The organism is Staphylococcus sp. SA22 (assembly GCF_054165785.1).
On the sequence record NZ_JBSZQY010000010.1, the window covers coordinates 51,617 to 70,313 of the forward strand.

The window sequence follows — 18,697 nt, forward strand, 5'->3', positions numbered from 1 at the left end:
CTAGTGATGCTGAGAGCTAGTGTTAAGGACTAAATGTAAATCGTAATAATTTTAAATTGAATGAATGACATCTCTTACTATTAAAATGAGTGCACAATTTTTGTGAAATAGGGTGGTAACGCGGCAAATGTCGTCCCTATGTAAATAGAATAGTTAGAGGTGTCTTTTTTTATTGAATAGGAGGAAATGTGTTGAATTACAACCACAATCAAATTGAAAAGAAATGGCAAGACTATTGGGACGAAAATAAAACATTTAAAACAAATGATAACTTAGGTCAAAAGAAATTTTATGCTTTAGACATGTTTCCATATCCATCAGGTGCTGGTTTACATGTTGGACATCCTGAGGGCTATACAGCAACAGATATCATTTCAAGATATAAGAGAATGCAAGGATATAATGTGTTACATCCGATGGGGTGGGATGCATTCGGATTACCAGCAGAGCAATATGCTTTAGACACAGGCAACGACCCACGTGAATTTACAAAGAAAAATATCCAAACTTTTAAACGACAAATTAAAGAATTAGGGTTCAGTTATGATTGGGATCGTGAAGTTAATACAACAGATCCAGAATACTATAAATGGACACAGTGGATTTTCATACAGTTATATAACAAAGGTTTAGCATACGTTGATGAAGTTGCAGTTAACTGGTGTCCAGCATTAGGTACTGTTTTATCTAACGAAGAAGTGATTGATGGTGTCTCTGAACGTGGTGGACATCCAGTTTATCGTAAGCCGATGAAACAATGGGTACTTAAAATCACAGAATATGCAGATCAATTATTAGCAGATTTAGATGATTTAGATTGGCCTGAGTCTTTAAAAGATATGCAGCGCAATTGGATTGGACGTTCTGAAGGGGCCAAAGTTTCATTTGATGTAGATAATACGGAAGGAAAAGTAGAAGTATTTACGACTAGACCAGATACAATCTATGGTGCATCATTCTTAGTCTTAAGTCCTGAACATGCATTAGTTAATTCAATTACAACTGATGAATATAAAGAAAAAGTAAAAGCTTATCAAACAGAAGCTTCTAAAAAGTCAGATTTAGAACGTACAGATTTAGCAAAAGATAAATCAGGTGTGTTTACTGGTGCATATGCAATTAATCCTTTATCTGGTGAAAAAGTACAAATTTGGATTGCTGATTATGTATTATCAACATATGGTACTGGAGCAATTATGGCAGTACCAGCGCATGATGACAGAGATTATGAATTTGCTAAAAAGTTTGATTTGCCAATCATTGAAGTCATCGAAGGTGGTAATGTTGAAGAAGCAGCATACACTGGTGAAGGTAAACATATTAATTCTGGTGAACTTGATGGTTTAGAAAATGAAGCGGCAATTACTAAAGCTATTCAATTATTAGAGCAAAAAGGTGCTGGCGAAAAGAAAGTTAATTACAAATTAAGAGATTGGTTATTCAGTCGTCAGCGTTATTGGGGCGAACCAATTCCTGTCATTCATTGGGAAGATGGAACAATGACAACTGTTCCTGAAGAAGAGCTACCATTGTTGTTACCTGAAACAGATGAAATCAAGCCATCAGGGACTGGTGAGTCTCCACTAGCTAATATTGATTCATTTGTAAATGTTGTAGATGAAAAAACAGGTATGAAAGGACGTCGTGAAACAAATACGATGCCACAATGGGCAGGTAGTTGTTGGTATTATTTACGTTACATCGATCCTAAAAATGAAAATATGTTAGCAGATCCCGAAAAATTAAAACATTGGTTACCTGTTGATTTATATATCGGTGGAGTAGAACATGCGGTTCTTCACTTATTATATGCAAGATTTTGGCATAAAGTCCTTTATGATTTGGGCATCGTACCTACTAAAGAACCTTTCCAAAAATTATTTAACCAAGGTATGATTTTAGGAGAAGGTAATGAGAAGATGAGTAAATCTAAAGGAAATGTAATCAATCCTGATGATATAGTACAGTCTCATGGTGCAGATACTTTACGTCTTTACGAAATGTTTATGGGACCTTTAGATGCTGCAATTGCATGGAGTGAAAAAGGCTTAGATGGGTCTCGTCGATTCTTAGATCGCGTATGGCGTTTAATGGTAAATGAAGATGGAACATTGAGTTCAAAAATTGTAACTACAAATAATAAATCTTTAGATAAAGTTTATAACCAAACTGTTAAAAAGGTAACAGAAGACTTTGAAACATTAGGATTTAATACTGCTATTAGTCAATTAATGGTATTTATTAATGAGTGTTATAAAGTTGATGAAGTTTATAAACCTTACATTGAAGGCTTCGTTAAAATGTTAGCACCTATTGCACCACATATCGGTGAAGAATTATGGTCAAAATTAGGACATGAAGAGTCTATTACGTACCAACCTTGGCCAACTTATGACGAAGCACTACTTGTAGATGATGAAGTAGAAATCGTTGTTCAAGTTAATGGTAAATTGAGAGCTAAAATTAAAATTGCTAAAGATACATCAAAAGAAGAAATGCAAGAAATTGCCTTATCTAATGACAATGTTAAAGCGAGTATTGAAGGTAAAGACATCATGAAAGTCATCGCTGTTCCTCAAAAATTAGTCAATATTGTAGCTAAATAATGTTTTAAGGAGGACTTTAAAATGAAGTCAATTACTACAGATGAATTAAAAAACAAACTTTTAGAATCTAAACCAGTTCAAATTGTTGATGTTCGTACTGAAGAAGAAACAGCAATGGGATATATTCCTAATGCAAAGTTAATTCCAATGGATACCATTCCGGATAATTTAAATTCATTTAATAAAAATGAAATATATTATATTGTATGTGCTGGTGGAGTTCGAAGCGCTAAAGTTGTAGAATATTTAGAGGCAAATGGCATTGGTGCCGTAAATGTCGAAGGCGGCATGCACGCTTGGGGCGATGAAGGTTTGGAAATAAAAAGTATTTAAAGTAGTGACATAAATTAAAATAATATTACATTTGTAATGACACCAAGTAACGTTTCGGTTGCTTGGTGTTTTTTGGTATGAATTGCTTTCAGTCACAAAACAATCTAAAGCGTTCTTGTTATGTTTTATTAAGATTTTAATTACAAAACGGAAACTAAATTGTAATAAAATAAAACTTTATTTTATAAAATGATGATGATAAAATTGAGTGAACTTAAAATATTGTACAAAATAATATAGCTATAAACATAATATGAGAGAGCGTATATTTTTAGCATAATTCTAAACAACACAGCAGAGAACAGACAACCAGGAGGAAAATGAAATGAATTTGTTAAAGAAAAATAAATATAGTATTAGGAAGTATAAAGTAGGCATATTCTCTACTTTAATCGGAACAGTTTTATTACTTTCAAACCCAAATGGTGCACAAGCCTTAACTACGGATAATAATGTACAAAGCGATACTAATCAAGCAACACCTGTAAATTCACAAGATACAAATGTTGCTAATAATAGAGGTTTAGCAAATAGTGCGCAGAATACACCTAATCAATCTGCAACAACCAATCAATCAACGAATCAAGCATTGGTTAATCATAATAATGGTAGTATAGCAAATCAAGCTACGCCAACATCAGTGCAATCAAGTACGCCTTCAGCACAAAACAATAATCATACAGATGGCAATACAACAGCAACTGAGACAGTGTCAAACGCTAATAATAATGATGTAGTTTCGAATAATACCACATTAAATGTACCAAATAAAACAAATGAAAATGGTTCAGGAGGACATCTAACTTTAAAGGAAATTCAAGAAGATGTTCGTCATTCTTCTGATAAACCAGAGCTAGTTGCAATTGCTGAACAAGCATCTAATAGACCGAAAAAGAGAAGTAGACGTGCGGCACCTGCAGATCCTAATGCAACTCCAGCAGATCCAGCGGCTGCAGCGGCTAATGGCACTGCGTCAGCTGGAAATACAGCGACGTATACGCCAACAACTGATCCAAATGGAAATAATGTTGGGCAAAATGCACCTAATGAAGTGCTATCATTTGATGACAATAGTATTAGACCAAGTACCAACCGCTCAGTACCATCAGTAACAGTGGTTGATAATTTACCAGGCTTTACTCTTATCAATGGTGGTAAAGTAGGTGTGCTAAGTCATGCGATGGTAAGAACAAACATGTTTCAGGCTGGGAGCAATAGAACCTATCAGGCACAAGGCAATGTACTTGCATTAGGACGTATAAGCGGAACTGATACTAGTAATCATGGAGATTTTAATGGTATTGAAAAATCATTAACAGTAAATCCAAATTCTGAATTAATCTTTGAATTTAATACTATGCCAACTAAAAACGGTCAAGGGGCAACAAATGTCATTATTAAAAATGGTGCCACTAACGATACGATTGCTGAAAAGACTATTGAAGACGGACCAACTTTACGATTATTCAAAGTACCAGATAATGTAAATAGCCTTAAAATCCAATTTGTACCTAAAAATGATGCAATTACAGATGCAAACGGAATTTATCAACTAAAAGATGGTTACAAATACTATAGCTTTGTTGACTCTATCGGACTTCATTCTGGGTCACATGTTTATGTTGAAAGACGAACAATGGAACCGACAGCAACAAATAATAAAGAATTTACTGTTACAACATCACTAAAAAATAACGGTAATTCTGGTGCTTCTTTTGACACAGATGAATTTGTTTATAAAATTCAATTACCTGAAGGTGTTGAATATGTGAATAATTCTTTAACTAAAGATTTTCCAAGCAGTAATTCAGGTGTTGATATGAATGATTTTAATGTGACGTATGATGCGGCGAATCGAGTGATAACAATAAAAAGTACTGGTGGAGGTACAGCGAACTCCCCAGCAAGACTAATGCCTGATAAAATATTGGATTTAAAGTATAAGTTGCGTGTTAATAATGTTCCAACACCAAGAAAAGTAACATTTAACGATACATTAACATATAAGACATATACACAAGATTTTATTAATTCACCTGCTGAAAGTCATACTGTAAGTACTAATCCATATACAATCGATATCATAATGAATAAAGACGCATTACAAGGTGAAGTTGATAGACGAATTCAACAAGCAGATTATACATTTGCCTCATTAGATATTTTTAATGCTCTCAAAAGACGTGCACAAACAATTTTAGATGAAAATCGTAACAATGTTCCATTAGATCAAAGAGTATCTCAAGCAGATATTGATACATTAACTAATCAAATGCAACACACGTTAATTCGAAGTGTTGATGCTGAAAATGCAGTAAATCAAAAAGCTGATCAAATGCAAGATTTAATTAACCAAAATGATGAACTGACAGATGAAGAAAAACAAGCAGCGAATCAAATTATCGAGGAACACAAAGGCAATATTATTGGTGATATTGGTGACCAAACGACTGGTGATGGCGTTACTAGAATTAAAGATCAAGGTATACAGACCTTAAGTGGTGATACTGCAACACCGGTTGTTAAACCAAATGCTAAAAAAGCTATACGTGATAAAGCAGCGAAACAAAGAGAAATTATCAATAACACACCAGATGCTACTCAAGATGAAATTCAAGATGCATTAAATCAATTAACAACGGATGAAACAGATGCTATTGATAATGTTACGAATGCTACTACCAATGATGATGTTGAAACAGCTAAAAATAATGGCATCAATACTATAGGAGCAGTTGTTCCTCAAGTGACACATAAACAAGCTGCAAGAGATGCAATTAACCAAGCAACAGCAACGAAAAGACAACAAATAAATAATAATAGAGAAGCAACGCAGGAAGAGAAAAATGCAGCATTGAACGAATTAACTCAAGCAACCAACCATGCTTTAGAACAAATTAATCAAGCAACAACAAATGCTGATGTTGATAACGCCAAAGGTGATGGTCTAAATGCCATTAATCCAATTGCTCCGGTAACTGTTGTTAAGCAAGCTGCAAGGGATGCCGTATCACATGATGTACAACAACATATCGCAGAGATCAATGCTAATCCTGATGCGACTCAAGAAGAAAGACAAGCAGCAATTGACAAAGTGAATGCTGCTGTAACTGCAGCAAATACAAACATTTTAAACGCTAATACCAATGCTGATGTTGAACAAGTGAAGACAAATGCGATTCAAGGAATACAAGCAATTACACCAGCTACAAAAGTAAAAACAGATGCAAAAAATGCCATCGATAAAAGTGCGGAAACGCAACATAATACGATATTTAATAATAATGATGCGACGCTCGAAGAACAACAAGCAGCACAACAATTACTTGATCAAGCTGTAGCCACAGCGAAGCAAAATATTAATGCAGCAGATACGAATCAAGAAGTTGCACAAGCAAAAGATCAGGGCACACAAAATATAGTTGTGATTCAACCGGCAACACAAGTTAAAACGGATGCTCGAAATGCTGTAAATGATAAAGCGCGAGAGGCTATTACGAATATCAATGCTACACCAGGTGCGACTCGAGAAGAGAAGCAAGAAGCGATAGATCGTGTAAATACACTTAAAAATAGAGCATTAACTGATATTGGTGTGACGTCTACTACTGCGATGGTCAATAGTATTAGAGACGATGCAGTCAATCAAATCGGCGCAGTTCAACCGCATGTAACGAAGAAACAAACTGCTACAGGTGTATTAAATGATTTAGCAACTGCTAAAAAGCAAGAAATTAATCAAAACACAAATGCAACAACTGAAGAAAAGCAAGTGGCTTTAAATCAAGTGGATCAAGAGTTAGCAACGGCAATTAATAATATAAATCAAGCTGATACAAATGCGGAAGTAGATCAAGCGCAACAATTAGGTACAAAAGCAATTAATGCGATTCAGCCAAATATTGTTAAAAAACCTTCAGCATTAGCACAAATCAATCAGCATTATAATGCTAAATTAGCTGAAATCAATGCTACACCAGATGCAACGAATGATGAGAAAAATGCTGCGATTAATACTTTAAATCAAGACAGACAACAAGCTATTGAAAGTATTAAACAAGCTAACACAAATGCGGAAGTAGACCAAGCTACGACAGTGGCAGAGAATAATATCGATGCTGTTCAAGTTGACGTAGTAAAAAAACAAGCAGCGCGAGATAAAATCACTGCTGAAGTGGCGAAGCGTATTGAAGCGGTTAAACAAACGCCTAATGCAACTGATGAAGAAAAGCAGGCTGCTGTTAATCAAATCAATCAACTTAAAGATCAAGCATTTAATCAAATTAATCAAAACCAAACAAATGATCAGGTAGACGCAACTACAAATCAAGCGATAAATGCTATAGATAATGTTGAAGCTGAAGTAGTAATTAAACCAAAGGCAATTGCAGATATTGAAAAAGCTGTTAAAGAAAAGCAACAGCAAATTGATAATAGTCTTGATTCAACAGATAATGAGAAAGAAGTTGCTTCACAAGCATTAGCTAAAGAAAAAGAAAAAGCACTTGCAGCTATTGACCAAGCTCAAATGAACAGTCAGGTGAATCAAGCAGCAACAAATGGTGTATCAGCAATTAAAATTATTCAACCTGAAACTAAAGTTAAACCAGCTGCACGTGAAAAAATCAATCAAAAAGCGAATGAATTACGTGCGAAGATTAATCAGGATAAAGAAGCGACAGCAGAAGAAAGACAAGCAGCACTAGATAAAATCAATGAATTTGTAAATCAAGCCATGACAGATATTACGAATAATAGAACAAATCAACAAGTTGATGATACAACTAGTCAAGCGCTTGATAGCATTGCTTTAGTAACGCCTGAACATATTGTTAGAGCTGGTGCTAGAGATGCAGTTAAGCAACAATATGAAGCTAAAAAGCAAGAAATTGAGCAAGCTGAACATGCGACTGATGAAGAAAAACAAGTTGCTTTAAATCAATTAGCGAATAATGAAAAACTCGCATTACAAAACATCAATCAAGCAGTAACGAATAATGATGTGAAACGTGTTGAAACAAATGGCATTGCTACACTAAAAGGTGTACAACCTCGTATTGTAATTAAGCCTGAAGCACAACAAGCAATAAAAGCAAGTGCAGAAAATCAAGTAGAATTAATAAAAGATACACCACATGCAACAGTTGATGAATTAGATGAAGCGAATCAATTAATTAGCGACACACTCAAACAAGCACAACAAGAAATAGAAAATACAAATCAAGATGCTGCTGTTACTGATGTTAGAAATCAAACAATAAAGGCAATAGAGCAAATAAAACCTAAAGTAAGACGTAAACGAGCTGCGCTTGATAGCATTGAAGAAAATAATAAAAATCAACTCGATGCAATCCGAAATACGTTGGATACTACTCAAGATGAAAGAGATGTTGCTATTGATACTTTAAATAAAATTGTAAATACAATTAAAAATGACATTGCACAAAACAAAACGAATGCAGAAGTGGATCGAACTGAGACTGATGGCAACGACAACATCAAAGTGATTTTACCTAAAGTTCAAGTTAAACCATCAGCGCGTCAATCTGTTGGTATAAAAGCCGAAGCTCAAAATGCACTAATCGATCAAAGCGATTTATCAACTGAAGAAGAAAGACTAGCTGCTAAACATTTAGTAGAACAAGCACTTAATCAGGCTATTGATCAGATCAATCATGCAGATAAGACTGCTCAAGTTAATCAAGATAGTATAAATACTCAAAATATTATTTCAAAAATTAAACCAGCGACAACAGTTAAAGCAACAGCATTACAACAAATTCAAAATATCGCTACAAATAAAATTAATTTAATTAAAGCAAATAACGAAGCGACAGATGAAGAACAAAATGCTGCAATTGCCCAAGTTGAAAAAGAGTTAATTAAAGCTAAACAACAAATTGCTAGTGCAGTGACTAATGCTGATGTGGCATATTTATTGCATGATGAGAAAAACGAAATTCGTGAAATCGAACCTGTTATTAACAGAAAGGCGTCTGCTCGAGAACAATTGACAACATTATTCAACGATAAAAAACAAGCAATTGAAGCGAATATACAAGCAACGGTAGAAGAAAGAAATAGTATATTAGCACAGTTACAAAATATTTATGACACTGCTATTGGACAAATTGATCAAGATCGTAGCAATACACAAGTTGATAAAACAGCATCATTAAATCTACAAACAATACATGATTTAGATGTACATCCTATTAAAAAGCCAGATGCTGAAAAAACGATTAATGATGATCTTGCACGCGTCACTGATTTAGTGCAAAATTATCGAAAAGTAAGTGATCGTAATAAGGCTGATGCATTAAAAGCTATAACTGCATTAAAATTACAAATGGATGAAGAATTAAAAACAGCACGAACTAATGCTGATGTAGATGCAGTTTTAAAACGATTTAATGTTGCATTAGGCGATATAGAAGCAGTAATTACTGAAAAAGAAAATAGCTTACTGCGCATTGATAACATTGCTCAACAAACATATGCGAAATTCAAAGCGATCGCAACACCAGAACAATTAGCTAAAGTAAAAGTATTAATTGATCAATATGTTGCAGATGGCAATATAATGATTGATGAAGATGCGACATTAAATGACATCAAACAACATACGCAATTCATTGTTGATGAAATTTTAGCAATTAAATTACCAGCTGAAGCGACGAAAGTATCACCAAAAGTAATTCAGTCAGCTCCAAAAGTTTGTACGCCTATTAAAAAAGAAGCGACACATAAACCACGCAAAGTTGACAAAGAACTTCCAAATACAGGTTCTGAAGGAATGGATTTACCATTGAAAGAATTTGCACTGATTACAGGTGCGGCTTTGTTAGCTAGAAGACGTACTAAAAACGAAAAAGAATCATAATTAACGAAATGACCTTAATATAACGACACTTTTTAGTGAATCGGTTATATTAAGGTCATTTTTAATTGAATGAAAAAGTTGATCTACAAAAGAGAATCGAACCAAATTTTATACTATTATTCCATTGATGCATGTGAGTAATGACCGGCATATAATCCAGCGACATGTCCTGTTACGAGTGCACTTGTAATATTATAACCACCAGTATAACCATGAATATCTAATACTTCACCACATAAAAATAATCCCGGGACTAATTTAGACATCATTGTTTTAGGTTGAATTTCTTTAAGTGACACGCCACCGCCTGTGACAAATGCCTTATCTATAGGTAATGTCCCGTTTACCTTAAATTCAAACCCTTTAAACGTATTTACTAAGTCGTTCAATTGTTGATTTGATAAGTGATGTGATGTGGTATTTTCATCGATTCCAGCTTGTTCCAGCATGAACAGTAAATAGCGCTCTTCAATTAGTCCATGCAAGCTGTTTTTAATGATTTTATCTGGTGTGTCCGATAATAATGATGTGATGTGTTGTTTTAATTGTTCATGGTTTAATTCAGGAAATGCATCGATTGCCATAGAAATATGCTGTGTCTTTTGATTTTTTTGTTCTTTATAAACAAACTGACTACATCTTAATGTAGCTGGACCACTGATACCAAAATGAGTAAATAACATATCCATTTGATGACTGATGCGTTTTTTACCATTTTTCTTAAGTACTGACAATTCAACATCTTTTAAACTTAAACCTTTTAGACGATTGGATTTGATGAAAGGTTCAGCTGATGTAATTGGAACTTCGGTCGGGAATAACTCTGTAATGGTATGACCTAAACCTTGTGCGAACTTATAACCATCACCAGTTGAACCTGTTTGAGGGACACTTGTACCACCTGTAGCAATCACAAGTGAATGACTTACATAGCTGCTGCTTTGAGTATGTACAGTGAAAGTTTGGTCTGTATTAACTTCGATTCTACTAACAGCTTCTTCTTCTTTAATCGTTACATGTTGGCGTTCGATAGTTGTCACTAATGTATCAACCACGTCTTGTGCTTTGTTGGAGACTGGAAACATACGCCCGTGATCTTCTTCTTTTAATTTAACACCCCTAGACTCAAAAAAATCTATGATGGATTCATTATCAAAAATTGAAAAGGGACTATATAAAAATTTCCCATTTCCAGGAATGTTCTTAATAATTTCAGCATATGGTAATCGATTAGTTACGTTACATCTACCGCCACCAGATATTTTGAGTTTACGACCTAGACCTTTCTTTTTTTCAATGAGTAACACATTGCTACTTTGTTCGCTTGCAGCTACTGCCGCCATTAAGCCGCTAGGTCCGCCACCGATAATAATTGTTTGATACATATACGCTTCCTCCAAATTTGTTACTGGACATTCAATTGCTATTTTATAGTACTTTTTTAAACTTTGCTATATCTCTTGTGTTATGAGATGACAATTATGTTGAATATATTTATAATGTGAACTTCATAAAAATTGAAGATGTATGTGTATGATAAGAATGATTTTTCTACTGTTATGCGATGTTCATCTCAAATAGTAGTATAATGTTTATATGAAATTTCGTAATATTCTAATCAAAATCGAGTATTCAATGACAATGCGTTGATAATTTTGTTATGATAATTCATTGAATATACGACAATGAAATAAAGTTTTGTGATATATTCATAATAATGAAAAATGATTTTACAAAGAAATAGCTTTTAGTTTACAAAACTTTAATAAACATGAGATAGGGAGATTCGTAATGAGTGAAAGTAAAGAAATGGTGCGTGGAACCTTTTTAATTACCATTAGTATATTAATTACCAAGGTATTGGGCGTACTTTTTATCATTCCATTCAACTATTTAATTGGTGGACAAGAAAATATGGCGCCGTTCACATACGCTTATGCACCATATAATATTGCAATTGCAGTTGCGACAGCAGGTGTACCATTAGCAGCTTCGAAATATGTTGCGAAATATAATGCTATTGGGGCATATAAAGTCAGTCAGAAATTTTATAAATCGAGTTTTATTGTAATGAGTATTACCGGTGTTTTAGGTTTCTTGGTACTGTATTTCCTAGCACCTTATATTTCTGAATTAACATTAGCTAGAAATGTTCATGATAAAAACGGTTGGTCAGTCGATGATATTACTTGGATTATAAGAATCATTAGTATGGTTGTTATCTTTATTCCTGTATTAGCGACATGGAGGGGTATATTCCAAGGTTATAAATCTATGGGGCCAACAGCAGTGTCAGAAGTAACTGAGCAAATTGCACGCGTGATTTTCATATTAATTGGAAGTTATTTAGTACTAAATGTCTTTGATGGTTCTATTTTATTAGCCAATGGTATTGCTACTTTTGCAGCAGCAGTTGGTGCGATTATTGGTATATTCACACTCTGGTATTACTGGAGAAAGCGTAAGCATAATATTGATCGTATGGTCGAATCTGATTACACAGATATAGATGTGTCATATGGCAAGATGTATAAAGAAATTATTGCTTATAGTATTCCGTTCGTTATTGTAAGTTTGAATTACCCATTATTTAACTTAGTAGATCAATTTACACATAACGGTGCTTTATCTTTAGTTGGTATACCTTCACAGTTACAAGATATATTCTTTAATATGTTAAATATGTCAACTAATAAAATTGTAATGATTCCGACATCATTAAGTGCTGGCTTTGCAGTAAGTTTAATTCCTTATATTACTAAAACATTTGCAGAAGGTCGCTTACATGAAATGCATCATCAAATTAGAACATCTATTGGTGTATTAATGTTTATAACTGTTCCAGCTAGTATTGGAATTATGGCCTTGGCACAACCATTATTCACAGTTTTCTATGGTTACGATCCAATTGTATTAGGTCATGACCCTAACCATGATGGTAGTCGTTTATTATTCTATTATGCGCCTGTAGCAATACTAATTTCACTATTAAGTGTAACGGCATCAATGTTACAAGGTATAGATAAACAGAAATTAACAGTTTATGTTATTTTAGCTTCTGTAGTTATCAAGTTAGCGTTAAACTATCCATTAATTATGTTATTCCATACACCTGGTGCAATTTTAAGTACTAGTATCGCATTATTATTTGCAATTGGATGTAATTTCTATATTCTTAAAAAATATGCGAAGTTTAAATTCAGCTATAGTTGGATTCATTTTGCAAAAATATTCTTGTATTCATTTATTATGATGCTAGGTGTAGAATTAGTGTTCTTCCTTGCAAATCTATTCTTAGAACCTACTAAACTTGGTTACTTAATCATTATTATTTTAGGTGTTACAGTAGGTATTCTAATTTACGGTACAATCACAATTAAAACGCGTTTTGCGGACGAATTTTTAGGTGAAATTCCTGAAAAATTAAGACGTAGAGTTAGGTTTTTACGATGAGAATAGATAAATTTTTAGCAAATATGGGCGTCGGTACACGTAATGAGGTCAAACAGTTACTTAAAAAAGGCCTTGTAAATGTCAACGAACAAGTAATTAAATCACCAAAAACACATATAGAACCAGAAAACGATATGATATCAGTTCGTGGAGAATTAATAGAATACGTTGAAAATGTCTATATTATGTTAAATAAGCCAAAAGGTTATATATCGGCAACTGAAGATCATCATTCAAAAACCGTTATTGATTTAATACCTGAATACCAACATCTAAATATTTTTCCGGTTGGTCGTCTTGATAAAGATACAGAAGGGCTTTTATTGATAACGAATGATGGTGATTTTAATCATGAATTAATGAGTCCAAACAAACATGTTTCTAAAAAATATGAAGTTATTTCAGCAAATCCTATCACTGAAGACGACATTCAAGCTTTTAAAGAAGGTGTAACACTGTCTGATGGCAAGGTTAAGCCTGCAATATTAACTTATATTGATAATCAAACGTCACACGTAACAATTTATGAAGGAAAATATCATCAAGTTAAACGAATGTTTCATAGCATTCAAAATGAGGTATTACATTTAAGACGTATCAAAATTGCTGATTTAGAATTGGACAGCAATTTAGATTCAGGAGAATATCGTTTATTAACTAAAAATGATTTTGACAAATTAAATTATAAATAAAAGGGAGACGATTGATATGGCAAAAGGTAATTTATTTAAAGCGATTTTAGGTATAGGTGGCGCTGTAGCAGCTGTACTTGTTACACGTAAAGATAGTCGTGACAAGCTGAAAGCAGAATATAATAAATATAAACAAGATCCTCAAAGCTATAAAGATAATGCTAAGGATAAAGCGACGCAATTAGGAACAATTGCTAATGAAACAATTAAAGAAGTAAAAACAAATCCGAAAGAATATGCTAATAGATTAAAAAATAATCCAAAAGCATTTTTCGAAGAAGAAAAATCAAAATTTACCGAATATGACAATAAGACTGACGAAAGTATTGAAAAAGGTAAATTTGATGATGAAGGTGGCGCAGCACCAAATAATAATTTACGTATCGTCACTGAAGAAGATTTAAAAAAGAATAAAAATGCATTATCTGATAAAGAATAAGATGTGAGTAAGACAGAAATGATAAGGGAGTGGGACAGAAATCATATTTTCGCAAAATTTATTTCGTCGTCCCACCCCAACTTGCACATTATTGTAAGCTGGCTTTCCGCCAGCTACTATGTTGGGGCCCCGCCGGCAAGGTTGACTAGAATTGAAAAAAGCTTGTTACAAGCGTATTTTCATTCAGTCAACTACTGCCAATATAATATTGTAAACTATAGGACATTTATTAGTGTTTCAGGTTCTTTATCGTTAGTCATAGCTAATATGCATATAGAAAGAAGAATACATGAGTGAAATTCATGCATAAGAAATACTAATATCTAAAGAAAGCGTATTTCTTTATCTTTTAGAAATTCTCTATGTTGGGCCCGCCAACTTGCACATTATTGTAAGTTGACTATTGGCCAGCTTCTGTGTTGTGGCCCCGGGGCGCATTTTCTTTCAGTTAATTACTGTCAATATTAAATTGTGTGCCTAGCACATTGACTTATATCTCGAGCTCTTGATTTAAATATATAAATTAAAAAAGGAACAAAGCAGCTATTAATAATTTGTGTCATATCGATAGCATCGTTTTGTTCCTTTTTATTATTTTCTGACATCTTATTGTAGTTTTTATATCATTTCATGTAAAATAGAGTTTAACTTATAGAAAAAAGGAAGTCGATTTCGAATGTGGAAAGAAAAAGTTCAACAATACGAAGATCAAATCATTAATGACTTAAAAGGATTATTAGCAATTGAAAGTGTGAGAGATGATGCAAAAGCATCAGAAGACGCACCAGTTGGTCCAGGTCCTCGTAAGGCATTAGACTACATGTATGAAATTGCACATAGAGATGGATTTACAACACATGATGTGGATCATATTGCAGGAAGAATTGAGGCAGGTAAAGGAAATGACGTATTAGGTATCTTATGTCATGTTGACGTTGTTCCTGCTGGTGATGGATGGGATAGTAATCCGTTTGAGCCGGTTGTAACAGAAGATGCTATCATAGCTAGAGGTACACTTGATGACAAAGGTCCAACAATTGCTGCTTATTATGCAATTAAGATATTAGAAGATATGAATGTGGATTGGAAGAAACGTATTCATATGATTATTGGTACGGATGAAGAATCTGATTGGAAATGTACGGATCGCTATTTTAAAACAGAAGAAATGCCAACATTAGGTTTTGCACCAGATGCAGAATTTCCGTGTATTCATGGTGAAAAAGGCATTACAACATTTGACTTAGTTCAAAATAAACTTACTGAAGATCAAGATGAACCTGATTATGAATTAATAACTTTTAAATCTGGTGAACGTTACAACATGGTGCCTGATCATGCAGAAGCAAGAGTGCTTGTTAAAGAAAATATGACAGATGTTATTCAAGACTTTGAGTACTTTTTAGAACAAAATCATTTACAAGGTGATAGCACTGTTGATAGTGGCATTCTAGTTTTAACAGTTGAAGGTAAAGCGGTTCATGGTATGGATCCATCTATCGGTGTGAATGCGGGTCTTTACTTACTAAAATTCTTAGCATCATTAAATCTTGATAATAATGCACAAGCGTTTGTAGCATTTAGTAATCGCTACTTATTTAATTCAGATTTTGGTGAAAAGATGGGAATGAAATTCCATACAGATGTCATGGGTGATGTGACAACTAACATTGGTGTTATTACATATGATAATGAAAATGCGGGTCTTTTCGGTATCAACTTACGCTACCCAGAAGGATTTGAATTTGAAAAAGCTATGGATCGTTTTGCAAATGAGATTCAACAATATGGCTTTGAAGTGAAATTAGGTAAAGTCCAACCACCACATTATGTTGATAAAAATGATCCTTTTGTACAAAAGTTAGTTACTGCATATAGAAATCAAACAAATGATATGACTGAACCTTATACTATAGGTGGCGGTACTTATGCGAGAAACTTAGACAAGGGTGTAGCATTTGGCGCAATGTTTAGTGATTCTGAAGATTTAATGCATCAGAAAAATGAATATATCACTAAAAAACAGTTATTTAACGCAACTAGTATTTACTTAGAAGCAATTTATTCATTATGCGTGGAGGAATAATATATGGAAAAAATTTTTTTAAATGGTGAGTTTGTAAGTCCAAGTGAAGCAAAGGTTTCATACAACGACAGAGGATACGTATTTGGCGATGGTATTTATGAATACATTCGCGTATATAATGGTAAGTTATTTACAGTAACAGAACATTATGAAAGATTTTTACGTAGTGCCAATGAGATTGGTTTAGATTTAAATTATTCTGTAGAAGAATTAATTGAACTATCTCGTAAATTAGTTGATATGAATCAAATTGAAACTGGGGCAATTTATATTCAAGCAACGCGTGGTGTAGCTGAAAGAAATCATAGCTTCCCGACACCTGAAGTAGAACCAGCAATTGTTGCTTATACAAAGAGTTATGATCGTCCTTATGATCATTTAGAAAATGGTGTGAATGGTGTTACCGTTGAAGATATCCGATGGTTACGTTGCGACATTAAAAGCTTGAACTTATTAGGAAATGTATTAGCAAAAGAATATGCTGTGAAATATAATGCAGTTGAAGCAATTCAACATCGAGGCGAAACTGTAACTGAAGGATCTTCAAGTAATGCTTATGCAATTAAAGACGGTGTGATTTATACACATCCGATTAACAACTATATTCTTAATGGTATTACACGAATTGTAATTAAAAAAATTGCCGAAGACTATAACATCCCATTTAAAGAAGAAACGTTTACTGTAGATTTCTTGAAAAACGCAGATGAAGTTATTGTTTCAAGTACTTCAGCTGAGGTTACACCTGTTATTAAATTAGATGGTGAACCAGTTAATGATGGTAAAGTTGGCCCAATTACACGTCAACTACAAGAAGGATTTGAAAAGTATATAGAGTCACACAGTATTTAAAATTCTTTCATCATATTTTTAGATTAAATTACTTAAATTTATCAACTTTCGTAAGTGAATTATGTTATAATTTAAAACGAAGCTTAAAAGTGTTGTTTAGAAAACACATATTAGTAAAAAGTGCCATTTTGTTTCTCATTTTCAGTTGAAATATAATGATAAAAATTATAAAATTTTCTATGAGTTACAAATATGATGTGCATCATATTTTACTAAGTACGTAAATGTTACAGTTCATAAATTTATGCTAACCATGAAAATGGGATAGTAATTATTTTGAAAACTAGAGTTTATCGCCTACAAAGATTCAAAAACATGTAGTTTTAGACACGGTAACATTATATGTTATGGAAGCGACTTTAGAAGGTATGGTGTCAATGACAGACATATTGATTTAATTTAAGTTGTTTAAAGTAGGCATTAGTTGAGGATTTACAATAATTATCTGGACATAATATTTGTACCAGTATGGTGTTATAAATTAGAATATATGGCTCTTGAAAAACCTATTTCTAGAGCCATTTTCTAATTGAAAGTGAGGTGGACGAGTTGGAGCAGTTTTATCAATTAGGGTGGACACTTGATTCTGCAGGTGGTGCATCTGGCGAAGCATATATGGCTGAACAAGATGGACAAAAGTTGTTTTTAAAACGAAATTCAAATCCATTTATTGCGGCATTATCAGCAGAAGGTATTGTGCCCAAATTAGTATGGACGAAGCGCATAGAAACAGGCGAGGTTGTTACAGCACAACATTGGAAAAATGGCCGTGAACTATCTTCAAACGAAATGAAGCAAACAAGAGTTGCACATTTATTAAAGAAGATACACAATTCTAGACCTTTATTAAGTATGTTAAAGCGTATGGAAATGGAACCCATTACTCCTGAGATTATGCTTAATAAAATTAATGCCTCTTTATCAAGAGAAGTTTTAACACATCATATTGTGAGAAAATCATTAACCTATTTGGAAGAGCATATGCCGAGTTTAGATTCACGCTTTTTCACAGTTGTACATGGTGATGTGAATCATAATAATTGGTTATTATCTGATCGTGATGAACTGTTTTTAGTCGATTGGGAAGGCGCAATGATTGCAGACCCGGCAATTGATATCGGAATGCTGCTTTACAACTATGTTCCACAACAACAATGGTCTGAATGGCTTGAAACATATGGTGTTCAAGAGAGCTTGAATTTAAATAAACGTATGAAATGGTATACGGTAATTCAATCTATAGGTCTTGTTCAATGGTATGAAGAGCAAAAAAGATATAAGGATATGAACACTTGGCTTAAATTCCTAAATGAAGTTATGAATAGTAACATGTTTATTTAAGAGGAGAATAAA

At 33.5% G+C, this 18,697-nt stretch carries 10 protein-coding genes; 9 read left to right on the forward strand and 1 reads right to left on the reverse strand.

What is annotated here, in order from left to right; all coding sequences use genetic code 11:
* The first annotated feature begins 188 nt into the window (after positions 1-188).
* The 3 genes from leuS (at position 189) to sasC (ending at position 9,822) form a co-directional block, all read left to right on the forward strand.
* Positions 189-2,606, forward strand: coding sequence for a leucine--tRNA ligase (leuS, locus tag ACXQH5_RS09695; RefSeq protein ID WP_001557386.1), 2,418 nt, complete (start codon positions 189-191; stop codon positions 2,604-2,606).
* A 21-nt stretch (positions 2,607-2,627) separates the two neighbouring features.
* Positions 2,628-2,939 carry a rhodanese-like domain-containing protein gene (locus tag ACXQH5_RS09700; RefSeq protein ID WP_000836467.1) on the forward strand — a complete coding sequence of 104 codons (312 nt, stop codon included), beginning with the start codon at positions 2,628-2,630 and terminating at the stop codon, positions 2,937-2,939.
* A gap of 325 nt (positions 2,940-3,264) precedes the next feature.
* Entirely contained in the window at positions 3,265-9,822 is a 6,558-nt protein-coding gene (sasC, locus tag ACXQH5_RS09705; protein WP_001050576.1) for an LPXTG-anchored aggregation protein SasC, read from the forward strand.
* Between the two features lie 116 nt (positions 9,823-9,938).
* Here sasC and ACXQH5_RS09710 read toward each other — a convergent pair whose 3' ends face one another.
* Complete coding sequence (locus tag ACXQH5_RS09710; RefSeq protein WP_000285005.1) at positions 9,939-11,207, reverse strand: BaiN/RdsA family NAD(P)/FAD-dependent oxidoreductase; 1,269 nt, start codon at positions 11,205-11,207, stop codon at positions 9,939-9,941.
* 406 nt (positions 11,208-11,613) lie between these two features.
* Between ACXQH5_RS09710 and ACXQH5_RS09715 the strand changes: the two genes are divergently transcribed.
* From ACXQH5_RS09715 to ACXQH5_RS09740, 6 genes are all read left to right on the forward strand, one after another.
* Positions 11,614-13,275 carry a putative polysaccharide biosynthesis protein gene (locus ACXQH5_RS09715; protein WP_000004343.1) on the forward strand — a complete coding sequence of 554 codons (1,662 nt, stop codon included), beginning with the start codon at positions 11,614-11,616 and terminating at the stop codon, positions 13,273-13,275.
* Entirely contained in the window at positions 13,272-13,967 is a 696-nt protein-coding gene (locus tag ACXQH5_RS09720) for a pseudouridine synthase (protein WP_001217128.1), read from the forward strand. The genes ACXQH5_RS09715 and ACXQH5_RS09720 overlap by 4 nt, the downstream gene beginning before the upstream one ends.
* Before the next feature lie 16 nt (positions 13,968-13,983).
* Complete coding sequence (locus ACXQH5_RS09725; protein WP_001051856.1) at positions 13,984-14,406, forward strand: YtxH domain-containing protein; 423 nt, start codon at positions 13,984-13,986, stop codon at positions 14,404-14,406.
* A gap of 676 nt (positions 14,407-15,082) precedes the next feature.
* Positions 15,083-16,492 carry an Mn(2+)-dependent dipeptidase Sapep gene (gene sapep, locus ACXQH5_RS09730; RefSeq protein WP_000265417.1) on the forward strand — a complete coding sequence of 470 codons (1,410 nt, stop codon included), beginning with the start codon at positions 15,083-15,085 and terminating at the stop codon, positions 16,490-16,492.
* A 3-nt stretch (positions 16,493-16,495) separates the two neighbouring features.
* Complete coding sequence (gene dat, locus ACXQH5_RS09735; RefSeq protein WP_000411085.1) at positions 16,496-17,344, forward strand: D-amino-acid transaminase; 849 nt, start codon at positions 16,496-16,498, stop codon at positions 17,342-17,344.
* Between the two features lie 549 nt (positions 17,345-17,893).
* Positions 17,894-18,685: a phosphotransferase family protein gene (locus ACXQH5_RS09740; protein ID WP_000434769.1), complete on the forward strand. Its 792-nt coding sequence runs from the start codon at positions 17,894-17,896 to the stop codon at positions 18,683-18,685.
* Positions 18,686-18,697: the final 12 nt, after the last annotated feature.

What these genes read in the sequence shown, in the direction of transcription:
- ACXQH5_RS09700 (WP_000836467.1), top strand. Translation starts at nt 2,628, where the DNA reads ATGAAGTCAATTACTACAGATGAATTAAAAAACAAACTTTTAGAATCT.
- sasC (WP_001050576.1), top strand. Translation starts at nt 3,265, where the DNA reads ATGAATTTGTTAAAGAAAAATAAATATAGTATTAGGAAGTATAAAGTA.
- ACXQH5_RS09710 (WP_000285005.1), bottom strand. Translation starts at nt 11,207, where the DNA reads ATGTATCAAACAATTATTATCGGTGGCGGACCTAGCGGCTTAATGGCG.
- ACXQH5_RS09715 (WP_000004343.1), top strand. Translation starts at nt 11,614, where the DNA reads ATGAGTGAAAGTAAAGAAATGGTGCGTGGAACCTTTTTAATTACCATT.
- ACXQH5_RS09720 (WP_001217128.1), top strand. Translation starts at nt 13,272, where the DNA reads ATGAGAATAGATAAATTTTTAGCAAATATGGGCGTCGGTACACGTAAT.
- ACXQH5_RS09725 (WP_001051856.1), top strand. Translation starts at nt 13,984, where the DNA reads ATGGCAAAAGGTAATTTATTTAAAGCGATTTTAGGTATAGGTGGCGCT.
- sapep (WP_000265417.1), top strand. Translation starts at nt 15,083, where the DNA reads ATGTGGAAAGAAAAAGTTCAACAATACGAAGATCAAATCATTAATGAC.
- dat (WP_000411085.1), top strand. Translation starts at nt 16,496, where the DNA reads ATGGAAAAAATTTTTTTAAATGGTGAGTTTGTAAGTCCAAGTGAAGCA.